Genomic DNA, 22,016 nt, shown 5'->3' on the forward strand with positions numbered 1-22,016 from the left:
GCCAAAAAACCAGCCACCCCACAAAGTGAGGCGACCAGCAAATCAACCAATCAAAAAACAATCGGTATCAACAAACATGGCACACTATTGAGTTCTCAAACAACAGAAGCAATTCACATAATCCGTAATTCTTATTTACATTTCCGTGCTGCGTTGTTACTAAATCTAATTCATCCGAATTCTTTCTGTCAAATCGGCCGCCAGGCCGGAATTCGATGAAACAAATTCGAATCCACCCACCAAAAAACACCGGAACTTTGGGCTTTTGCACTCAGCGCACGCCCGAACCGTTTGGTTTTAGGAGGGGGTTGTTGCCACTCACCGGCGGCAACTCAGAAAACTTTACACGGACAGTCAGTTCCGTGCAAATCCCTCTGGCTAGGGCCGGACCTCGACAGTTGCAAGGTTCCTTTTTCCGCGTCGAAGCAGCAAAAACCGACCGTGCAGCAGCCTGTCCGGGCTGATTGCCGTCTCGGCAACGGAGACCTTCTCATTGTTCACGTAGGCGCCACCCTCCGTAACAGTGCGTCGCGCAGCCGAGTTGCTCGCGGCCAGGCCGCTTGCAACAAGCAGCTCGATGATGTCGAGGGCGTCACGGCTCACCGTCGCGTTCGGGAGTTCGGCGGTCGCGGCCAGGAGGGTGCCCTCATCCAGTTCCCGTAGATCGCCCTGGCCGAATAGCGCCGCCGAAGCCGCAATGGCCTTCTCTGTCGCCTGCACTCCGTGGACCAGCGAAGTCACATCGTAGGCAAGCGTCCGCTGGGCAGTTCGTAGATGCGGCCGGCTCACCACTTCCTCGGCAAGTTCCTCAATCTCTGCACGACTGCGGAACGTGAAGATCTTGAGCCGATCAATGACGTCGGCGTCGGAAGCGTTGAGCCAGAACTGGTACATGGCGTAAGGCGTTGTCATCGCCGGATCCAGCCAGATGGCGTTCCCTTCGCTCTTGCCGAACTTGGTGCCATCTGAATTGGTGATCAGGGGCGTGCCGATCGCATGGACCGACTTGCCTTCGACCTTCCGGATCAGCTCGGTCCCGCTGGTTAGGTTGCCCCACTGATCGGATCCGCCGGTCTGCAGGACGCAGTTGTAGTCACGGTAGAGGTGAAGGTAGTCCATGCCCTGAAGTATCTGGTAGCTGAATTCCGCGTAACTGATGCCCTCATCCGAGTTCAACCGCGAAGCAACTACATCCTTCTTGAGCATCGTGCCCACACGGAAGTACTTCCCGATGTCCCGCAGGAAGTCGATGGCGCTCATGGGCGCCGTCCAGTCAAGGTTGTTGACCATTTGCGCGGCGTTGACCCCCTCGAAACTGAGGAACCGCTGCACCTGGCCCTGCAGGTAACCGACCCACTCGGCGACGGTTTCCTTGGTGTTCATGGTCCGTTCTGCGGAGGGTTTCGGGTCCCCGACAAGACCGGTGGACCCGCCAACCAGACCAAGCGGCCTGTGACCCGCCAACTGCAACCGCCGCATGGTCAGGAGTTGCACTAGATTTCCCAGGTGCAGGCTCGGCGCGGTCGGGTCGAATCCGCAGTAGTAGGTGATCGGCTCACCGGCCAGAAGCTTCTCGAGCTCCACTTCATCGGTCGAAACGTGGACCAGACCGCGCCACTTCAACTCCTGCCAGAGGGTCTCGAAGGAGCTGTCATTATGTTGATCGGTCACGGCTGAGCCAGGAGTTTCTGTTGGTTGACGCACAGAATCAAAATATCAGCCCTCAATGCCCTCTGGAACTTCGCCGGTCGCAATGAGGCGCAACCGCTGCGTTGGGCGGGTCATCGCGACATACAAATCGCCGACCCTGACCGAATCGGTTTTCAGCATCTCCGCGGGCTCCAACACGATCACGCCGTCGAACTCGAGTCCCTTGGCCTCACGGGGGGTTATCACCACGATGTCCTGGCCCGGCCCTCCTGCACCATGGCCCACGCGGTCGCCATAGACACTTCTCACCGCGGAGCGCACCTCGCCGATCAACCGCACGGGCGCAATCACTGCCAGCAATCCGTCCGCAGCAACTTCCAGCTCCTTAGGCAGCGCGTCGAGCAAAGCGGGCACAAGCTCCGAAGCCCGGTCGACCACCGGATCCCAGCGCCCTTCCCGGACTGCCTTCGGCGCCGACACGACGAGCCCCGCAGCGTTGGCCATCCGCACCGCGGCCTCGGCGATCTGGGCCGGCGTACGGTAATTGACCGTCAGCTCCTCCAGCTGCCAGCGGTCCCCCACGAACGGTTCGAGCGCCTGCTGCCACGAGTGTGATCCGGCCGTGGAGCTGGTCTGCGCGATATCGCCGACGATGGTGAACGATTTGATGGGGCACTTGCGCATCAGCAGGCGCCAGTGCATGGGCGAAAGTTCCTGCGCCTCATCCACGACAACGTGACCGTATGCCCACGTCCTGTCACCGGACGCCCGCTCCGCGGCGGTGAGGCGTGCGTCAGTGACCACGTTGTGTTCGGCAAGCGCCTCCGCAGTCAGCACGCCGTCGACGCCCGCGTCAGCAAGTGAAGCGCTCACGTTCTCAAGCGCGCGTTCCGCATTGGCGAGGTCGCGGCGTCGTTCCTGTTCCTTTTCCGCAGCGTTTCGCCCGGCCGAAGCATCCAGCTCACCAAGCAGCTCAGCCGCCTCATCCAGCAGCGGGACATCGGCCTCCGTCCACGCGGCGTCCTCCGGGCGCTGCAAAAGGAACCGTTCGGCCTCCGTCAGATGGGGGGCTGCCGCTTCAAGTTGAGCCGGCTTGCTGAAGAGGTCGCGAAGGAGCTTCTCCGGCGTCATCGGCATCCAGGCAAGGTTGAGCGCGATCCTCACGTCGCGGGACGTGCGGACGTCCTCCGCCAGGTATGAACGGTCGGCCGTGTTGCCCGCCCCTGACGATTCCTCCAGCTGCTCAGTCAGCTGCTCGGTCAGTTCACGCAGCATGATCTTCACGAAGGTGGCCCGCGCTTCATTGTGCGGCTTGCCTGTTGCCCGCGCCCGGTCGCGTGCGCGGCGCACCTGGCGCGGGGTCAGCGTGAGGATGCTTCCCTCGACGTTGAGCTTCCGGTTCTCCGCGGGAATGCGTTGACGGTTCGCGACAGCTTGCTTGACCACCGCGGCCATCTCAAGCCTGCCCTTGAGTTCCGCAACCGCCTCGTCAGCCTCCGGTTCGGCATGGATTCCGGGCATCAGGTTGCCGACGCTCGCCATCACCACGCCGGTTTCGCCGAGGGATGGAAGCACCCGCTCGATGTACTTCATGAACGCGTCAGTGGGCCCCACCAACAGAACACCGGCGGACTTCAACCGTTCCCGGTGCGTATAGAGGAGGTAGGCCGCGCGGTGCAGGGCGACGGCCGTCTTTCCGGTACCGGGACCACCCTGGACGACGACGACGCCAGGCAGCGGAGCGCGGATAATCCGGTCTTGTTCGGCCTGGATGGTTCCGACGATGTCCGACATCTGGCCGGTGCGTCGCGAGTTCAGTGCGGCGAGCAGCGCCCCTTCCCCCTGGAGGGAGCCCGAGTCGGTCAGCATGGAGGCATCCAGGACGTCGTCCTCGATGGCTGCTACGTTCCGCCTTGAGAGGATGAGGTGCCGGCGTCGTCGTACTCCCATCCGTTCGAAAGCCGTCGCTTGGTAGAACGTGCCGGCTTCGGGTGCCCGCCAGTCGACCATGAGTTGCTGGAGGTCTTCGGTGGAGAGACCGATTCGCCCGATGTAGCGTTCCTCACCGGAATCGAGGTCCAGGCGGCCGAAAACCAGGCGGTCGTCAACCGCGTTCAACTGCGCAAGGCGGTCCTCGTACATGGTGGCGAACGCGTCCCGTTCGGACCGGTTCTGGTGTGAGCCCGCGGCAATCGTCCGCCGGACCTGGTCCAGTTGGCGTTGTTTTTCGGCGCGCAGTTCATCGAGCCGCCGGTACAGGCCGGCCACGTAGGCGCGCTCGTGTTCCAGCTCATTGTGGGCTGAAGACAATTCAGGCATTGTGCGTTCCCTCTCGCCAAGGCGGACCGTCAATTCTATCCCGGGCGCACTGAATTTCCATGAACGTGCCTGTCACGGAACCACCGGTGTCCGGCGCGCACGTGGTTTCGCCGCCCGGTACACGGACACGCTGGGATCGCCCGCGAGCCAGAACCGCCACGGGTAGGAGGAGGAACCGCCGGAACCGCTGACGCCGACGCGCGGCCCGGTCGCGATCGTGGAAGCATCGGTCGGGCGCTCGGGAAATTCGAGTCGGAGACGTTCGCCGAAAACGTCGGCGCCGTTGAGCTCACGGTCGATACCCAGCGCCTGGGCGAGCCGGGCCGGGCCTCGCGCGAGGTCGCGATCCGCCTTCGGGTGGCCGCGCCGTCGTCGTGCTGTTTCCAGGCCGCCGACGACGACGCCCGCGCGCAACAGCAAACCGGTCGCTTGTCCGGGCACGCCGCACACGACGTTGGCACAGTAGTGCATTCCGTAGGTGAAGTAGACGTACAGGTGCCCGGCCCCGCCGAACATGGTGGCATTGCGGGCGGTCTGCCCGCGGAACGCGTGGGAACCGGGATCGTCCGAGCCCATGTACGCCTCTACTTCGGTCACACGGACGGTGACCGGATCGGCGCCGTCGTCGTGCGTAATGAGCGCACCCAAAAGTAACGGCGCTACGTCGATGGCCGGATGCGCCAGCCGGCTGCGTTCGGAGGCTGATTCCACGGATCGACCGTATCAATACCTGTCCGGGACCGCTGACGGCGATGTCCGATTTCCGCTGGCAGCGACCCGTCGCAGCCTGCGAGGATGGGGGAATGGACTTTTGGCAGAGGTACCGGGCGATCGATTCGAGGGACACCCGCTTCGATGGGCAGTTCGTCACGGCCGTCGCGACCACAGGCATCTACTGCCGCCCATCCTGCCCCGCCCGGACGCCCAAGCCGTCGAACGTAAGGTTCTACCCCACGTCGGCGGCGGCGCACGAAGCAGGCTACCGGGCATGCAAACGGTGCCTTCCGGAAGCCGTTCCCGGCACACCGGAATGGAATTTGCGCTCCGACACCGCAGCCCGGGCGATGCGGCTGATTGCGGACGGCGAGATCGACCGCAGCGGTGTGCCTGGACTGGCGCGGCGGGTGGGGTACTCAACCCGGCAACTCGGGCGGATCCTCGGACAGGAGCTGGGGGCCGGTCCGCTCGCCCTGGCCCGGGCCTATCGCGCCCAGACAGCGCGGGCCCTCTTGACTGCCACGGACATGGCTCTCTCTGACGTGGCTTTTGCTTCCGGTTTCAACAGCATCCGGCAGTTCAACGAGACCATCCAGGAAGTGTATGACCTCTCCCCCACTCAACTGCGTGAGCGCAGCCGGCGGACGTCGCATGCTCCGACTTCCGGCGGCGCGCCGACATCGCTGAACCTGACGCTTCCCCTCCGGCCCCCGTACGACGACGGCGTGTTCGCGTTCCTGCAAGCGCGTGCAGTGAAGGGAGTAGAGCAGGCGACAGCGGACAGCTACGCGCGACTCGTCCGGTTACCGGGCGGCGAGGGCTGGTTCAGTGCCCGTCCCGGCGCTGGTGTGCTGGACGTTTCGGTCATGGTGGAGAAGCTGAAGGACCTGCCGGTGCTCCTGTCCCGTATCCGCAGATTGTTCGACCTCGATGCAGATCCGGAGGCCGTCGATTCGGTGCTTTCCAGGAATGAACAGATGGCCGAAAGAGTCCGCGTGGCTCCAGGCATCAGGCTCCCAGGCGCGATGGATCCGCAGGAAATCCTTGTTCGGGCGATGATCGGGCAGCAGATCACCGTCGCCGCTGCCACCGGCATCCTGAACACCCTGAGCGTTCTCGGTTCGCCGTCGGTGCTCAACCAGCCCGGGTTCGACCGGCTCTTCCCTACGCCTGCCGCTCTCGTCGAGGGTGCACGCCCACTGCTCAAGGGCCCCGGACGCCGGACCTCCAGCCTGCTTAGGGCTGTGGAAGCACTAGCCGCGGGCGCCCTGACGATCGGAGTCGAGGACAGCCCCGTCGAGTTGGCCGAAAAGCTTCTGCCCCTGCCGGGAATCGGCCCATGGACCGTACGCTACGTCGCGATGCGCGTGCTGGGAGCCACCGACATCCAGCTCGACAACGACTCCGCTGTGCGCAACGGCTGGTCGAAACTCACCAAGGCTGCCCCGGACCTGCGTCCGGCACCATCCTGGATGGAACAGTTCAGCCCGTGGCGCTCCTACGCAACCATGCATCTCAGGCGGCTCGCCGCTGAGAAAACCACTGTGAAGACCGCCGCCGGCTCCGACACGGCGTCCACCCGAAAGACAACCAGGAAGGCCCTTGCATCATGACCACCCGCACAGCCACTATCACCACACCCGACGGACCCTTCACGGTCATCGAGCGGGACGGCGCGGTTCTTGCCTCCGGCTGGACAACCGACACGGCGGAGCTCATTGGGCAGATTCACCCCGCACTGCTTGCCACGGAGATCGAACCCGTCGATGATCTGGGGCCAATCACGGACGCCGTCCACGCATACTATGACGGCGAACTCACGGCGATCGAGGGCGTCCCCGTGCACCAGCTTTCCGGTCCTTTCCGCAGCCACGCCTGGGATGTGCTCCGGACTGTGGCGCCCGGCCGGCCCGTTACGTATTCGGAGTACGCAGCCTTGGCTGGAAGGCCGGCTGCAGTTCGCGCGGCAGCCGGCGCGTGTGCACTGAATGCTGCTGCACTCTTCGTTCCCTGCCATCGCGTGATCCGCACCGACGGAAGCCTCGGCGGCTTCCGGTGGGGCCTGGAGGTCAAGACAAGCCTGCTGGAACGTGAACGTGCAGCCGGCTAACCAGGTTACTGGCCGGTATTCAGGGTTGCCCGGTAAAACTCCTCGAGTGCGTGGAGTTTCCGGACACTGAGGTGCGGCTGGTCGCCGTTGATCGAGACAGCAACGGCGTCCAGGTGCGCGTGCCACTGGGCCAGCAGCGCCGCTGCCTCCGAGGATTCATCGATGACATGCCGCACGGTCAGGACTGTCGAGTCGCCGTCGGCGGTGAAGTCCACCTCGGCCTGCTCCACGCGGGGCTGCTGCTCCGGGTCGGCGGTGAGCGCGTCCTTAACGAGCGGCAGCGTGGAGTTGAGGCGACGATCGAAGTGCACCATCTGGACGCCGTCGTCGGTCTCGAGCGAGCCCATGGTGTTCGACACGCCGAACTCCGCCGCGTAGGCATCCCGCAGGGCTGCCCAATCACCCGGCAGCTCGGGCTCCCGGCCTGCGGCAACGTCCAGGAGTGCGGCCAGGATCTGCTGCCAGCCGGCGGCGCCCTCAGTGAGGAAATCGGCGGTCTCGGATCGTGCCCTCAACTGGAGCAGGGCACCGCCGTCGCTCTCCAGGACCCGCCACTCGAGGATCGATTCCAATCCCAATTCGTCATCCCACGTGATCTGCAGGCTCGTGGGCGGATTAAGCTGCAGCACAGTCCCTGTGCTCGCACCCCCACCCATATCGAGTGAGTATTCCTTCCCCAACTCCCAACTTGACTCCAACGTCCCAAGCCACCGACGAACCTTCGCAGGATCTGTCAGGAGGTTCCAGATGTAGGACCGCGGGTAGTCGAATTGCCGGTCGAAAGCCAGCACGTAGCCGTCCCGCAGGCGCTCAATCCGGCCCAGGGGCATCACAGTCTGTGCTGCGGATGGATCAACATCGGACTTCATCGACCGCCCACCTTAGGTACTGCTCGTGCTTGGTTGCTTTCCAACTTAGCGCAGCGACACGGCGCTGATAAGGCCAGCAGGGGTTCCATCTACTTCAAGGGCGCGACGGCGGCAGGCCATGGCAGCAGGTCCGGGAGGTCCACGGCGTCGGCCGCAGCGCTGGCATTCAGGCCGCCGAGCGGCTTCCGTCCGGCCAGCCACGCCGCAATGTCCTGCAGCAGCCCGGTCACAACAATGGTCCGCGCCACGGCGCCGGCACCGTTGGAGAGGGTCCGTGGCTGTTCGCCCAGCGGCTGCAGCAACAGCGCCAGGCCGTCCGGGACCCGCGCGCTCAGGAATCCGAAGAGATACTGGCAGAATGCAGGGTCCCAGTCCAGCGAGGTGCGGCTGGTCCCAAGATCCGAAGCGTGGATGAGAAGCTCACGCCACAATGCGAGCGCGCCATCCCGCACAGTGCCGTCCCGGTAGGAGATCCGGGCTTCCCACTCCTCGCCAGCCACACCCGCGAGTGCCTGGACTGCCTGCGTGACCGCGTCTGTCAGCGACTCAAGCTGGGTATCCACCGGTCGCTGCGCGCGCATCTCGATGTCCCGCATGCGCCCCTCGGAACCGTCGTCGTAGAACGCGATCAACTCACCACGGGCCGCATACTCGACCTGGCGGCTGATTGCGCGGGCTACGCCCTCCACATGCGCGACGACGTACGCCCGGCTCCAGCCCGGAAGGACCGACGGCGCTGCGAGGCCGGCGTCGTCGAGCCCCGCGGCCGCGGCGAGCAGGTCGCGTGCGGCACCCGCCAGTCGCTCTGGAAGGTTCTCGGGTACGGCCGGCTGGAGTGTATTCACGGGCATCCTCGCATCGTCTCGGGCAGTTTTCCCGACATTACCGTTAACCCGCTGACCCCAGCCAAGCCCGAAACGCTATCCCGCCAGGCCGTTCCGCAGCCCGGCGAGTTCGTTGCGCAGTGCCTCCAATTGACGACGCACGGCAGCAGGGGCTGTTCCGCCTTGGGAGTCGCGGCTGTTCAGTGACCCTTCAACGGTCAGAACCTCCCGGACGCCGGGCGTCAGATGCCCGGAGATGCCGGCGTAGTCCTCATCACTCAGATCCCATAGCTCGACGCCGCGGCTCTCCGCGAGTTTGACCGCCGCACCGGAAAGCTCGTGTGCCTCCCGGAACGGGACGCCCTGGCGCACCAGCCACTCGGCCACATCGGTGGCCAGCGCGAAGCCCAGTGGTGCGAGCTGCGCCATCCGCTCAGTGTTGAAGGTCAGCGTCGCAATCATGCCTGACACAGCGGGGAGCAACACCTCGAGGGTGTCAACGGCGTCGAACACCGGTTCCTTGTCCTCCTGGAGGTCGCGGTTGTACGCCAGCGGCAGTCCCTTCAGGGTTGCGAGCAGACCGGTCAGGTTTCCGATGAGCCTTCCGGCCTTGCCACGTGCGAGTTCGGCGACGTCGGGGTTCTTCTTCTGCGGCATGATCGAGGAGCCGGTGGAGAAGGAATCGTGCAGGGTGACAAAAGAGAACTCCTTGGTTGCCCAGATGATCACCTCCTCGCTGATCCGGGAAAGATCCACGCCGATCATCGACGCCACCCACGCGAACTCCGCGTAGACGTCGCGCCCGGCGGTGCCGTCGATCGAGTTGTGCGTCGCAGAGTCGAAGCCAAGCTCGGTCGCAACGGCTTCCGGGTCCAGGCCGAGCGATGACCCCGCCAGCGCACCCGAACCATACGGGGACACAGCCGCGCGGCGGTCCCAGTCCGTCAGGCGCTGCACATCCCTCAGAAGCGCCCACGCGTGTGCCAGCAGGTGATGGCTCAGCAGCACCGGCTGGGCATGCTGCAGGTGAGTCCTCCCCGGCATCGGCACCTTTAGGTGCTCTTCCGCCTGACTGATCAGCGCATCGATCGTGGCAAGCACTCCGCCGGCAATAATGCGCGCATGCTCGCGCAGGTACATTCGGCCAAGGGTGGCCACCTGGTCGTTGCGCGAACGTCCCGCGCGCAGCTTTCCGCCCAACGCCGGGCCTGCGCGTTCAATCAGCCCACGTTCGAGCGATCCGTGCACGTCCTCATCCGACTCTGACGGTACATAAGCCCCCGTGCGGACGTCGTCGTCGAGAGCGTCCAGAGCGGCGAGCATGCCGGCGAGTTCGCCGTCGTCAAGCAGTCCGGCACGGTGCAGCACACGCGCGTGCGCCCGGGAGCCGGCGATGTCATGCCGGGCAAGCCGCCAGTCGAAATGGGTCGATTTGCTGAGTGCGGCGAGGGCGTCCGCGGGGCCGCCGGAGAACCGGCCGCCCCACAACGAACCTTCGTTCGTAGCGGTCATAGTGCTAGCTCCCGGCCCGCTGATCGCGGCCCGAGGCCACCTTCGAGGACAGCCCGAAGATCTCGATGAAGCCGCGGGCCATCGACTGGTCGAAGCTATCGCCGGTGTCATAGGTGGCCAGGTTGAAGTCGTACAGTCCGACGTCGGACCGGCGGCCGGTCACCGTGGCGCGACCGCCGTGCAGGTCCATCCGGATGTCGCCGGAAACGTAGCGCTGGGTGTTGTCGATGAAGGTTTCGAGTGAGCGCTTCAGCGGCGAGAACCACTGGCCGTCGTACACCAGTTCGGTCCAGCGCTGGTCCACCGTCTTCTTGAACCGTGCCTGCTCGCGTTCGATGGTGACATTCTCCAGTTCGCGGTGGGCGGCGATGAGGGCCATCGCCCCGGGTGCCTCGTAGATCTCGCGGCTCTTGATACCGACCAGGCGGTCCTCGACGATGTCGATCCGGCCAACGCCCTGGGCACCGGCCCGGCGGTTCAATTCTTCGATCGCCTGCAGCGGCGTGACGGCGTTGCCGTCGATCGCCACCGGAATGCCCTCCTTGAAGGTGATCGTGACCTCATCCGACGCCGGGGAGAACTCCGGCGAGTCCGTGTAGTCGTAGACGTCCTTGGTGGGGCCGTTCCAGATGTCTTCGAGGAAACCGGTCTCAACGGCGCGTCCCCAGACGTTCTGGTCGATCGAGAAAGGGTTCTTCTTGGTGGTCTCGATCGGCAGGCCCTTTTCCTCGGCGAAGGCGATCGCCTTGTCCCGGGTGAGTGCGAGGTCCCGGACCGGGGCAATGCACTTCAGATCCGGTCCGAGGGTCTGGATGCCCACCTCGAAACGGACCTGGTCGTTGCCCTTGCCGGTGCAACCGTGGGCGACGGTCGAGGCGTTGAATTCGCGGGCAGCGGCCACCAGGTGCTTGACGATGACCGGACGCGAGATCGCCGACACCAGCGGGTAGGCGTCCATGTAGAGGGCGTTCGCCTTCAGGGTAGGCATGCAGTACTCGTTGGCGAACTCGTCGCGGGCATCTGCCACATAGGCTTCAACGGCGCCGCAGCCCAGAGCACGCTGGCGGATGGTCTCCAGCGACTCGCCGCCCTGTCCGACGTCGACGGCGACAGCAACAACTTCCGCGCCGGTCGCCTCCGCGATCCATCCGATGGCTACCGATGTGTCGAGTCCGCCGGAATAGGCAAGGACAATGCGTTCGGTCACTTCAAAGCTCCTCTTGTTGGTCAGGTTGTAAAAGAATGTGTTCAGGACGCGGCTTCGTGGGCAAACCGCAGGAATCGCTCGGCCAGGTCGGCGCCGCCTGCCGGGTCGCGGGTAACCAGCAGGATGGTGTCGTCACCGGCGATGGTACCGAGCACAGATGGCATCACGGAATGGTCGATCGCCAGGGCGAGGAAATTCGCTGCTCCCGGAGGGGTTCGCAGGACAACAAGGTTTCCCGACGCCTCAGCTGTCACGAGCAGTTCCCCGCACAGCCGGGATAGTCTGCTGTCCAGGATTTCCTGTGTCACCCCGCTCTGCGGAGCCCTGCCGCCACCCTCACCCGGCACTGCATAGACGAGGGCACCTTCCTTGCCACGTACCCGCACGGCACCCAGTTCCACCAGGTCACGCGAGAGGGTGGCCTGGGTGACCTGCACGCCGTCGTCGGCGAGAAGGTCTGCAAGCTCGGACTGGGACTTTACAGACTCCGCGGTCAACAGCGCCGTGATCCTGGCCTGCCGTGCGGTCTTCGTCGTCGGCTGGATGCTCGGTTGCCCGACGGTCATGATCGCTCCACGAGCCACACCATCAGCGCCTTCTGTGCGTGCAACCGGTTTTCCGCCTCGTCCCAGACGACTGACTGCGGCCCGTCCAGCACGCCCGCCGAAATTTCGTAGCCCCGGTAGGCGGGCAGGCAGTGAAGTACGACGGCGTCGGAATCGGCCTGCTCCAGAAGCGCCTCATCCACGGCGTAGGGCCGGAACAACTCGAACCGGGCGGCCTTCGCGGCGTCGTCCTCGATTTCCTGGCCCATCGAGACCCAGGTGTCCGTCGCGACGACGTCGGCTCCGGCTACGGCCTTTCCGGCGTCCGTGGTGACGTGCACTGAGCCGCCGGTCTCGGCCGCGCGCTGGTTGGCGGCGTCGATGATCCGCTGCTCAGGGAGGAACCCCTCCGGACCGGCGATCCTGACGTGCATCCCGGCCGTCACGCCCGCCAGCAGGTAGGAGTTTGCCATGTTGTTGGCGGCATCTCCCAGATACGTCATGGTGAGTCCGGCCAGCGTGCCCTTGTGCTCGCGGATGGTGAGCAGATCCGCAAGCAGCTGGCAGGGATGGTAGTCGTCCGAGAGCGCGTTGATGACGGGCACGCGCGACGCAGCGGCCATCTCCTCGAGCCCTGCCTGCGCGTAGGTGCGCCAGACGATCGTTGCGACCATCCGCTCAAGGACCTTCGCCGTATCGGAGATGGACTCCTTGTGGCCAAGCTGGGATTCGCCGGCACCGATGATGAGCGGCACGCCGCCCAAATGGGCAATGCCCGCGGCGAACGACGCCCGGGTTCGTGTGGACGTCTTGTCGAAGATCACGGCAACGGTTTTGCGCCCTTCGCCCTCCCCCGCGTAGACGGCACTCGAATAGGGCGCCTTCTTCAGCTCAAGGGCGAGGTCGAGCACCGCGGTCTGCTCGGACTGCGTAAGGTCCGTGTCAATCAGGAAGTGGCGGGTCATGCTGGTCTCTCCTTGGCGGTTGTCAGGATGGCGGGCAGCGCGTCGAGGAAACCCTGCGCTTCGCTCCTGGTCAGGATCAACGGCGGTGCCAGACGCAGTGTGCGCGGTGTGGGCGCATTGATGATGAACCCCTGCGCAAGCGCCTCCTGCACCGCGGCCGCAGCATACTCGCCGTCGAGGTCGAATCCGATGAGCAGTCCGTCACCCCGGACATCGACCACACCCCCGACGGCGGCAAGGTGCTCTCGCAGGAACGCGCCGACGTCGTTGGCACTCTGCAGGACCGCGCCCGCCTCAAGCGCATGGAGGGTTGCGAGTGCCGCAGCCGTGGCGACCGGGTTGCCGCCAAAAGTGGTGCCATGCTGACCAGCGGTCAGCAGCCCTGAGACATGCGGGCCGAAAGTGATCAGGGCTCCGACGGGAAAGCCGCCGCCAAGCCCCTTGGCCAGGGTCATGGCATCCGGTGTGATGCCGCTGCCCTGGTGCGCGAACCACCGTCCGGTACGTCCAACACCGGTCTGTACCTCGTCGAGGATCAACAGTGCGCCCGCTTGCGTGGTGAGTTCGCGTGCCCGCTGGAGGTAGTCGGCGCTCAGTGGGCGGACTCCCGCCTCACCCTGGATGGGTTCGAGGACGACGGCGGCAACAGACTCATCGACCGCGGCCTCCAGAGCGTCCACATCATCGAAGGGAAGGTGCTCCACCCCGCTCGGGAGCGGCTCGAACGGTTCACGGTAGGCCTGTTTCGACGTGAGCGCCAGGGCTCCCATGGTACGGCCGTGGAATCCGCCCTCAAGGGCCAGGATACGGGTGCGGTGTTTTCCATTTTGGGGCGATGTACTGTTGCGGCGTGCGAGCTTGAAGGCGGCCTCGACTGCTTCGGTGCCTGAGTTTGCAAAGAACACCTTTGAGCCGTCCGGGGCATCTGCGAGCTGCAGGAGCCTCTCGGCGAGGGCCACCTGCGTGGGGCTCGTGAAGAAGTTCGAGACGTGCCCCAGCGTTGCCAACTGCGAGGAGATCACCGACGTGACGAAGGGATGCGCATGGCCGAGCGCGTTCACCGCGATGCCGCCCAGCAGGTCCAGGTACTGTTTGCCGTCAGCGTCCCAGACCAGGCAGCCGGCACCGCGCACGAGCACACGCTGCGGCGTCCCGAACACGCCGAGCACGGAGTTCGAGTACCGCCGAAGCCACTCCGCTCCTACAGCCGGCTCAACGAGGGCTGACGCGGTGAATCCCGTCGTCGTTATGTCTTCGTTCACGCGATCACGTCCTCGTCCGGTACCACCTGGGTGCCGATTCCCGCCGTCGTAAATATCTCCAGCAGCATGGAGTGTGCCTGGCGCCCGTCAACGATGTGTGCGCGTTCCACTGCACCGTCGACCGCTTTCAGGCAGGCGGTCATCTTCGGGATCATCCCGGATTCAAGGCCCGGCAGAAGCTCGCGCAGTTCGGTGGCGGTGAGCGAAGAGATCAGGCTTGATTGATCGGGCCAGTCCGAATACAGGCCCTCGACATCCGTGAGGATGACCAGCTTGGAGGCCTGCAGTGCATCGGCGAGCGCGGCGGCGGCTGTGTCGGCATTGACGTTGAGCACCTGGTTGGTCCCGCTGCCGACGTGATCGATCTCAGGGGCGACGGTCGAAATGACCGGGATACGCCCTGCTTCGAGGATGTCGAGGATCGCCGACGGGTTCACTCCAACCACTTCGCCCACGAGCCCGAGGTCAATTTCCTCACCGTCAACGACCGTACCGGTGCGCACAGCCCGCAGGAGACCTCCGTCCTCACCCGAGAGCCCGACGGCATAGGGTCCGTGGGAATTGATCAGACCGACGAGTTCCCTGCTCACCTGTCCCGTCAGGACCATGCGGACAACGTCCATGGCCTCCGGAGTGGTCACACGGAGACCGCCCTTGAACTCCGAGGTGATACCGAGGCGGTCCAGCATCCCGTTGATCTGGGGGCCTCCACCGTGGACGACCACGGGTCGGATGCCCGCATGGTGGAGGAAGACGACATCTTCGGCAAAAGCGCGTCGCAGCTCGTCATTGACCATGGCGTTGCCGCCGTACTTGATGACCATGGTGGTGCCCGCGAAGCGCTGGATCCAGGGCAGAGCCTCGATCAGCGTTGCCGCCTTGTCCTGTGCGGTGTTCAAAGAATTCATGTTGTCCTTCGAAGCTCAGCTCGAGTAGGCCGAGTTTTCGTGCACGTAGTCGTGGGTAAGGTCATTGGTCCAGATGGTCGCCGACTCTGATCCGGCGTTGAGGTTGATCTCGACCGTGACGAGCCGCGGGGTGAGGTCAACCAGTTCGCGTGGTTCCCCGATCCCGCCGTCCCGGCAGATCTGGACCCCGTTCATCGCGACGTCGAGGCGGTCGGGTTCAAAGGCGGCGTCTGTTGTACCCACGGCTGCCAGGACGCGTCCCCAGTTCGGGTCCTTGCCGAAGATTGCGGCCTTGAAGAGATTGGAACGGGCGACGGCGCGGCCAACGGTCTCGGCATCAGTTTCAGTTGCCGCGTTGACCGTGCGGATGGCGATTGTGTGGCTGGCACCTTCGGCGTCCTCGATCAGCTGGTGGGCCAGCTCGGAGCAGACACCCGTGAGCGCTTCAGCAAACTGTGCAGGGTCCGCCTTCACGCCGCTGGCGCCTGAGGCGAGGACCACGACGGTGTCGTTGGTGGACATGCAGCCGTCGGAGTCGGTCCGGTCGAAGGTCACCCGGGTGGCGGCGCGCAGCGCGGTGTCGAGGGTTTCGGAGTCCGTCAGGGCGTCGGTGGTGAGCACCACGAGCATGGTCGCCAGCCCGGGTGCCAGCATCCCCGCCCCCTTGGCCATGCCGCCGATGGAATAACCCTCGCTTGGCTCATCGGGTGAAGGCGGGTAGGACGCCGTCTTCGGAATCGAGTCCGTGGTCATGATGGCTTCCGCGGCAGCCGGTCCCCCGCCGTCGGACAGGTGCTGTACCGCCTCTCCCACGCCTGCGAGCAGCTTATCCATGGGAAGTTGCTCCCCGATCAGACCGGTGGAACACACGAACACGTCCGTAGCCGATATCCCCAGTGTCTCGGCGGTGACTTCGGCAGTCTTGTGGGTGTTCTGGAAGCCCTGCGGGCCGGTGCACGCATTCGCTCCGCCCGAATTCAGCACGACGGCGTCAACCCGGCCGTCCGCTACCACCTGGCGGGACCAGTGAATGGGCGCCGCGGCCACGCGATTGGAGGTGAAGACGGCGGCGGCGTGATGCAGCGGGCCATCATTGACGACGACGGCGACGTCGCGCGCGCCGGTGGACTTCAGTCCCGCCGCTACTCCTGCCGCACGGAAACCCTTTGGTTCGGTGACGCTCACGGTGCAACTCCTGCCCCGGTCAGGCCCGCGGTCTCATCAAGTCCGAGGGCGATGTTCATGGATTGCACGGCGCCGCCGGCTGTTCCCTTGGTGAGGTTATCGATCGCGCAGCTCACGATCACCCGGCCCGCGTGCTCATCAAACGCGAGCTGGAGCTGGACCATGTTGGATCCGAGAACCGACTTGGTTGCCGGCCACTGGCCCTCGGACAGCAGCGTGACGAAAGGTTCGTCGTCGTACGCGTGTTCCCAGGCCTCACGCAACCGCGACGCAGTTGTTCCCGGAACCACCCGGGCAGTGGCGGTGGTGAGGATGCCTCGCGACATCGGGGCCAGGGTCGGTGTGAAGGACACAGTGACCGGGTTGCCGGCTGCCCAGCCCAGGCCCTGCTCGATCTCCGGCGTGTGCCGGTGCCCCCCACCTACGCCGTAGGGGCTCATCCCACCGATCATCTCCGAACCGAGGAGGTGGGGTTTGAGTGACTTGCCGGCGCCGGAGGCGCCCGAGGCAGAGACGATGACGACGTCGTGCGGTTCCAGCAGACCAGCCGTGAAACCGGGAGTGAGCGCAAGCAGCGCGCTCGTCGGGTAGCAGCCCGGCACAGCAATGCGGCGGGCGCCACGGAGAGCCTCCCGCCGGCCCGGCAGTTCAGGGAGTCCGTACGGCCAGGTGCCCGCATGGTCAGATCCGTAGAACCGTTCCCACGCGGCGGGGTCTTCGAGCCTGTGATCGGCCCCGGCGTCGATTACCAGCGTCTTTTCGGGCAGTTGCGCGGCGATGTCCGCGCTCGCGCCATGCGGCAAGGCGAGGAAGACGACGTCGTGCCCCGCGAGGTTTTCCGCGCTGGTCTCTTCCAGAATGTGGTCGCGGAGCGAATGCAAGTGCGGCTGGACCTCGCCGAGCCTGCTGCCTGCACTGCTGTGGGCGGTGATCGCTCCGACGGTGACACCCGGGTGATTCCCGAGCAGGCGCAATACTTCTCCGCCCGCGTAGCCGCTGGCCCCGGAAACCGCTACCGAAATACTCATGCGGTCAATCGTACAGTAAATCTATTCACTCCATCACATAAGTATTCACGCGAGGAATGAGCCGCCGATTCCTTGGGTTGATCACACCAGACCACCAAGGAGAGGAAAACCCGACATGCCCATAGCCATTGTTGCCCGAAGCGCTGGAGGACCGGAAGTTCTGAAGCCTGCCGAAGTGGACAAGCCAAGCCCTACCGGTTCGCAGCTTTTGGTCAAAGTCGCAGCGGTCGGCGTGAACTTCATCGAGACCTATCAGAGGTCGGGAATCTATCCCGTCGACTATCCGTTCGTGCCGGGAGCTGAGGCCGCCGGCGAGGTAGTGGAGATTGGACCTGATGTCCGGGACTTCTCCACAGGAGACCGCGTTGCCTTCGCCGAGGGATCGGCCACCTACGCCGAGTTCACGCTCATCGACGAGGCAAAGGCCCTGCCTGTACCGAGTGGCGTGGACCTTGAAACCGCGGCGGCCCTCCCTCTCCAGGGCATGACGGCCCACTACCTCATCAATTCCACCTTCCCCGTCCAGGCCGGCCAGACTGTGCTCACGCATGCCGGCGCGGGCGGCACCGGGCTGCTCCTCACCCAACTCCTCAAGGCCAAGGGAGCACGGGTCATCACCACCGTCTCCACCGATGAGAAGGAAAACCTTGCACGCGAAGCGGGCGCCGACGTCGTACTCAGGTACGAGGATTTCCCCGGCCGGGTGCGTGAACTGACGGACGGTGAAGGCGTGCATGCGGTGTTCGACGGCGTCGGCAGGGACACTTTCGACGGCTCACTGGAGTCGCTGCGCGTACGCGGAACGCTTGTCCTCTTCGGTGCCGCGTCAGGGCCGGTTCCGGACTTCAATCTGCAGCGGCTCAACGGCGCCGGTTCGCTGTACGTGACGCGCCCGAGCCTTGGCTTCTACCTTCGCACCGCCGAGGAGCGGCGTTGGCGCTCAGGCGACATCTTCTCCGCCGTGGCGGACGGAACCCTCAAGGCACGCATAGGACAGCGCTATCCGCTCGAGGATGCGGCCCAGGCCCACCAGGACCTCCAGGCACGCAACACCACGGGGAAGGTTCTTCTGATCCCCTGATCCCCGACTTGGCAGGACACGCCCGATTTCGCGGTGCATTTGCGGCGTGTCCTGCCAACTCGATAGGTCAGCGCTGGACGGCGCCGTGGCGAACAGCCGCGAGGTGGACCGCCTGGTCGCGGGCGGCACTCGCTTCATCAGCGGTGAGCGTCCGGTCCGTCGCGCGGAACCGCAGGGCGAAGGCCAGCGATTTCTTGCCATCTTCGATTCCTTGCCCCGAGTAGACGTCGAAGAGGTGCACCTCTTCCAGCAACTCACCTGCGCCTTCGCGCAGGGTTTCGAGGAGCGTGTCAGCGGGAAGCAGCCCATTGACCACCAGCGCGACATCCTGCGTGGTCGCGGGAAAGGTGGACAGGTGGCGGGCAACGATGACGTCCGGCGCGGCATCGAACAGCAGGCCGACGTTGATTTCCAGCGCTACCGTCCGGGGCGGCAGGTCCTGCGCCGCGAGGAGCTTGGGGTGCAGCTCGCCCGCGTAGCCGAGTACGTCACCGTTGCGAAGGCTTACCCGCGCGGTACGTCCGGGGTGGAACGCCTGGTGCTCGCCCTGCTCGACCACGAGATCGACGCCGACGACGTCGGCCATGAGCCGGACGGTGTCCAGCGCATCCGCCCAATCCCATGCACGAGGCGAATGACCCGCCGCGGCGGGTGAATCGTTGCCGAGGAAGACGGCCGCAATGGTGAGCGGCTGCTGTGGCAGGCCCGTGTAAAGCGCATCGAGGGTTTCGTCATCCGGCAACGCACCGAGCGGCGGAATGTCAGCGGTACCGAGCTTTTCCAGTGGCAGGAACACCAGCCCGGCTTCAAACAGTGCCAAGTCACGGAAGCCACGCGAGGAGTTCCGCTTCGCCACCTCGATCAGCCCGGGAAGGATTGAACGTCGCAGGTAACCGAACTCCGCGCTCAACGGATTGGCCAGCTTCACCGACGGACCGGTCCCCTCCGCTGCGCCGAAGGAGTCATTCGCTTTCTGGGAGACGAAGGGGTAAGACAGCACCTCGGTAAGCCCGGCGTCGGCGAGCGCCCCCAGAACCCGTCGCCGCTGCTGCTGCGACCGGGTAAGGCCGCGCCCGGGCGGTGCGACGGGAAGCCGGGAGGGAATCTGGTCGTAACCCACCAGCCGGGCTACCTCTTCGGCGACGTCGTCCTTGATGGCAAGGTCCTGACGCCAGCTTGGGGCCGTGACCCGCCAGCCGCCGTCGTACTCTTCAACCTCAGCACCCAGATCCGTGAGGGCGCCGGCTACCTGCTCCGGGGCGAAGTCGATCCCGATCCGCTCGGAGGCGTAGGTGGCCGGGAGATCGATCACCACCGGTTCCGGTGCGGTCCCGACGTCGGTGACAGCCTTGTCTGCGGTTCCGCCGGCAAGACTTTCGAGCAGATCCACGACCCGCTGCGCGGCGACGTCAGCGATGTGCCAGTCCACTCCGCGTTCGAACCGCTTGGAGGCTTCCGAGGGCAGTCTGTGACGCCGCCGGGCGCGGGCGATGGACACCTCGTCGAAGTGCGCGGCCTCCACCAACACATCGGCTGTGGCCCCGGATACCTCGGTTGCCGCACCGCCCATGACGCCGGCAATGCCGATGGCGCCCGAGGCGTCGGTTATCAGGAGGTCTTCGGGATGCAGCTCGCGCTTGCGGTCATCTAGGGTGACGATCGTTTCACCCGTTTCGGCCCGGCGCACAACGATGTCACCGGTCAACTTGCCGAGGTCGTAGCAGTGGGTGGGCTGCCCGAGCTCGAGCATCACGTAATTGGAGATGTCCACGGGCAGGGAGATGGAGCGGATCCCTGCGAGACGGAGCCTGGAAATCATCCACTGCGGGGTCGGGCGCGCGGCGTCGACGCCGCGCACCACCCGCGCCACAAACCGGTCGCAGCCGGGCCTGCCGTAGATCGGCGTCTGGTCTTCGAGCCGCACCGGATATCCGTCGCCGCCGGCAGGATCGACGACGACGGCGCCGGCAGGGTCAGTGAATTTCCCGCCGGCGGCGTGGGCGTACTCGCGCGCGATCCCGCGAATCGAGAAGCAGTAGCTGCGGTCCGGTGTGACGTTGACTTCGGCTGCCTGGTCATAGAGCCCGAGCAACTCCATGGCGTCCGAACCGATCTCCGGGTCCAGCCCAAGGGTGGCCAGCACCAGGATTCCCTCGTGGTCATCTCCGATGCCGAGCTCACGGACCGAGGCGATCATGCCGGCCGAGACGTGGCCGTAGGTCTTCCGAGCGGCGATCCGGAAGTCGCCCGGCAGAACCGAACCCGGAAGGGTCACGACGACCTTGTCCCCCTCGACGAAATTATGGGCACCGCAGACAATCCCCTGCACACCGGAGGGATCGATGCCGTCGCCGGTCAGGGTTTGCGCTGCCCCCTCAGGGACTACACGAACCTGGCACCAGTTGATGGTCTTGCCGTTGCTCTGCGGTTCCTTCTCGACGGAGAGCACCTGGCCCACCACAATCGGCCCCGAGAGGGTGTCCGTGGGACGGTGGACAGCCTCTTCCTCCAGACCCACCTTCACGAGCTCGGCCAAGACGTCTTCGGCCGTTGCTTCGGCCGGTACCTGCGCGTATTCGCGCAACCAGGATAGTGGTATTCGCACGGTTAGATCTCCATCCCGAAGTGCTCGCTGAAACGTACGTCGCCCTCAATCATGTCGCGCATGTCCCCGACCTCGTTGCGGAACATGAGCGTGCGCTCAATACCCATGCCGAAGGCGAAACCCGAGTAGACCTCCGGGTCGATGCCCGCGGCGCGCAACACGTTGGGGTGAACCATGCCGCATCCTCCCCACTCGATCCATTGAGGACCACCCTTGGCGCCCGGGTGCCAGATATCGAGCTCGGCGGAAGGCTCAGTGAAAGGGAAGTAGTTGGGGCGAAGGCGGATCCCGGCGTCGTCACCGAACATGAGCCGGGCGAAGTGTTCCAGGGTTCCGCGCAGATCGGCCATGCTCAGGCCCTTGTCGATGGCGAGACCCTCGAACTGGTGAAAAACCGGGGTGTGCGTGGCGTCCAGTTCGTCGGTCCGGAAAACCTTGCCCGGACAGAGCACGTAGATCGGCACGTCCCGTTCAAGCATGGCCCGCACCTGCACGGGCGAGGTGTGGGTACGCATCACGAGGTGCGCTTCCGGCGGTTCCACGAAGAACGTGTCCTGCATTTCCCGTGCCGGATGATCGGGCTTGAAATTCAGTGCGTCGAAGTTGAACCACTCCGACTCCACCTCCGGGCCTTCGGCGATTTCCCAGCCCATACCGACGAAGATGTCGCTCACGCGCTCCTGAAGGATGGAGAGCGGGTGTCTGGCACCGGCACGACGACGGCGCGGAGCCGCCGTCACATCCACCGCCTCCTCGACGAGGATGCGGGCATCCCGCTCGGCTTCAAGCTCCGTTGCACGCCCGGCGAGGGCCTGGTTGATCCGTCCGCGAGCGGGCCCGATGTTCTTCCCGGCGAGCGCTTTCTGATCCTTCGGCAGTGCGCCGATCTGGCGGTTCGCGAGGCTCAAGGGGGATTTGTCCCCCGTGTGCGCCAGCCGGACGGATTTGAGGGCGTCGAGGTCCTGCGCTGCCGAAATATCGCTCAGAGCGCGGTCGACTGCCTCGCCGATGGCCGCTGCGTCCAGTGGATCGGGTGCGACGATGGGAGCCGCCGCCTGGGTTTCCACTGGATGGGCGGGCGTGGTGGGTTCAGACATGAGAGTGCAATACCTCGGGTTGTGAGCGCAGTGGGTGCCGCTACGGACTACCGGATTTCCGGATCCAGCGGCCTAGCCAGTCTAGAGGACTGGGCGCAGCAGCCCCGAATGCGTTGCCGGTAATTGTGCAGT

Annotated in this window: 19 protein-coding genes; 4 read left to right on the forward strand and 15 right to left on the reverse strand. The window is 65.0% G+C overall.

The genetic code is table 11. The annotated features are described in order from the left end of the window. Positions 1-219, forward strand: a 219-nt coding sequence (locus ACX80C_RS06400) for a hypothetical protein (protein ID WP_459325490.1), incomplete at its 5' end; no start/stop codon positions are given. A gap of 159 nt (positions 220-378) precedes the next feature. Here the strand turns inward: ACX80C_RS06400 and tyrS are convergent. From tyrS to ACX80C_RS06415, 3 genes are all read right to left on the reverse strand, one after another. Then, a complete protein-coding gene (gene tyrS, locus ACX80C_RS06405; RefSeq protein ID WP_459325492.1) occupies positions 379-1,671 on the reverse strand; it encodes a tyrosine--tRNA ligase in 1,293 nt (430 codons plus the stop codon). Positions 1,672-1,716: 45 nt separating this feature from the next. Continuing rightward, complete coding sequence (locus tag ACX80C_RS06410) at positions 1,717-3,969, reverse strand: HelD family protein (RefSeq protein WP_459325493.1); 2,253 nt, start codon at positions 3,967-3,969, stop codon at positions 1,717-1,719. A gap of 72 nt (positions 3,970-4,041) precedes the next feature. After that, positions 4,042-4,680, reverse strand: a complete 639-nt coding sequence (locus ACX80C_RS06415) for a DNA-3-methyladenine glycosylase (RefSeq protein WP_459325494.1) — start codon at positions 4,678-4,680, stop codon at positions 4,042-4,044. 92 nt (positions 4,681-4,772) lie between these two features. On the opposite strand from ACX80C_RS06415, the gene ACX80C_RS06420 reads away from it, so the two are divergent. Continuing rightward, complete coding sequence (locus tag ACX80C_RS06420) at positions 4,773-6,299, forward strand: DNA-3-methyladenine glycosylase 2 family protein (RefSeq protein ID WP_459325495.1); 1,527 nt, start codon at positions 4,773-4,775, stop codon at positions 6,297-6,299. Next, positions 6,296-6,796, forward strand: coding sequence for a methylated-DNA--[protein]-cysteine S-methyltransferase (locus tag ACX80C_RS06425; protein ID WP_459325497.1), 501 nt, complete (start codon positions 6,296-6,298; stop codon positions 6,794-6,796). Before ACX80C_RS06420 ends, ACX80C_RS06425 begins: the two co-directional genes overlap by 4 nt. A 5-nt stretch (positions 6,797-6,801) precedes the next feature. On the opposite strand, the gene ACX80C_RS06430 is transcribed toward ACX80C_RS06425, so the two are convergent. The 10 genes from ACX80C_RS06430 to argC all read right to left on the reverse strand — a co-directional run bounded on the left by ACX80C_RS06430 (position 6,802) and on the right by argC (position 17,101). Next, positions 6,802-7,665 carry an SRPBCC domain-containing protein gene (locus ACX80C_RS06430; protein WP_459325498.1) on the reverse strand — a complete coding sequence of 288 codons (864 nt, stop codon included), beginning with the start codon at positions 7,663-7,665 and terminating at the stop codon, positions 6,802-6,804. Between the two features lie 89 nt (positions 7,666-7,754). Further along, a complete protein-coding gene (locus ACX80C_RS06435) occupies positions 7,755-8,510 on the reverse strand; it encodes a maleylpyruvate isomerase family mycothiol-dependent enzyme (protein ID WP_459325500.1) in 756 nt (251 codons plus the stop codon). Between the two features lie 75 nt (positions 8,511-8,585). After that, positions 8,586-10,001, reverse strand: a complete 1,416-nt coding sequence (argH, locus tag ACX80C_RS06440; protein ID WP_459325501.1) for an argininosuccinate lyase — start codon at positions 9,999-10,001, stop codon at positions 8,586-8,588. A gap of 4 nt (positions 10,002-10,005) precedes the next feature. Beyond that, positions 10,006-11,208 carry an argininosuccinate synthase gene (locus ACX80C_RS06445; protein WP_459325503.1) on the reverse strand — a complete coding sequence of 401 codons (1,203 nt, stop codon included), beginning with the start codon at positions 11,206-11,208 and terminating at the stop codon, positions 10,006-10,008. Positions 11,209-11,249: 41 nt separating this feature from the next. Then, positions 11,250-11,774: an arginine repressor gene (locus tag ACX80C_RS06450; RefSeq protein ID WP_459325504.1), complete on the reverse strand. Its 525-nt coding sequence runs from the start codon at positions 11,772-11,774 to the stop codon at positions 11,250-11,252. Continuing rightward, the gene (gene argF / locus ACX80C_RS06455; RefSeq protein ID WP_459325506.1) at positions 11,771-12,718 is read right to left on the reverse strand and encodes an ornithine carbamoyltransferase; all 948 of its coding nucleotides are present in this window, start codon (positions 12,716-12,718) and stop codon (positions 11,771-11,773) included. The genes ACX80C_RS06450 and argF overlap by 4 nt, the downstream gene beginning before the upstream one ends. Continuing rightward, entirely contained in the window at positions 12,715-13,980 is a 1,266-nt protein-coding gene (locus ACX80C_RS06460; protein WP_459325508.1) for an acetylornithine transaminase, read from the reverse strand. Before ACX80C_RS06460 ends, argF begins: the two co-directional genes overlap by 4 nt. Beyond that, positions 13,977-14,888, reverse strand: coding sequence for an acetylglutamate kinase (gene argB, locus ACX80C_RS06465; RefSeq protein ID WP_459325510.1), 912 nt, complete (start codon positions 14,886-14,888; stop codon positions 13,977-13,979). Before argB ends, ACX80C_RS06460 begins: the two co-directional genes overlap by 4 nt. A 15-nt stretch (positions 14,889-14,903) precedes the next feature. Continuing rightward, the gene (gene argJ, locus ACX80C_RS06470) at positions 14,904-16,073 is read right to left on the reverse strand and encodes a bifunctional glutamate N-acetyltransferase/amino-acid acetyltransferase ArgJ (RefSeq protein ID WP_459325511.1); all 1,170 of its coding nucleotides are present in this window, start codon (positions 16,071-16,073) and stop codon (positions 14,904-14,906) included. Continuing rightward, complete coding sequence (argC, locus tag ACX80C_RS06475; protein WP_459325512.1) at positions 16,070-17,101, reverse strand: N-acetyl-gamma-glutamyl-phosphate reductase; 1,032 nt, start codon at positions 17,099-17,101, stop codon at positions 16,070-16,072. The genes argJ and argC overlap by 4 nt, the downstream gene beginning before the upstream one ends. A gap of 115 nt (positions 17,102-17,216) precedes the next feature. Between argC and ACX80C_RS06480 the strand changes: the two genes are divergently transcribed. Next, positions 17,217-18,182: a quinone oxidoreductase family protein gene (locus tag ACX80C_RS06480; protein ID WP_459325513.1), complete on the forward strand. Its 966-nt coding sequence runs from the start codon at positions 17,217-17,219 to the stop codon at positions 18,180-18,182. Between the two features lie 67 nt (positions 18,183-18,249). Here the strand turns inward: ACX80C_RS06480 and pheT are convergent, their stop codons facing one another. After that, positions 18,250-20,787: a phenylalanine--tRNA ligase subunit beta gene (gene pheT / locus ACX80C_RS06485; protein WP_459325514.1), complete on the reverse strand. Its 2,538-nt coding sequence runs from the start codon at positions 20,785-20,787 to the stop codon at positions 18,250-18,252. A 2-nt stretch (positions 20,788-20,789) separates the two neighbouring features. Beyond that, on the reverse strand, positions 20,790-21,884 hold the full coding sequence (gene pheS, locus ACX80C_RS06490) for a phenylalanine--tRNA ligase subunit alpha (RefSeq protein WP_459325515.1): 1,095 nt from the start codon (positions 21,882-21,884) through the stop codon (positions 20,790-20,792). Between the last annotated feature and the right edge of the window lie 132 nt (positions 21,885-22,016).

The organism is Arthrobacter tecti (assembly GCF_054511355.1).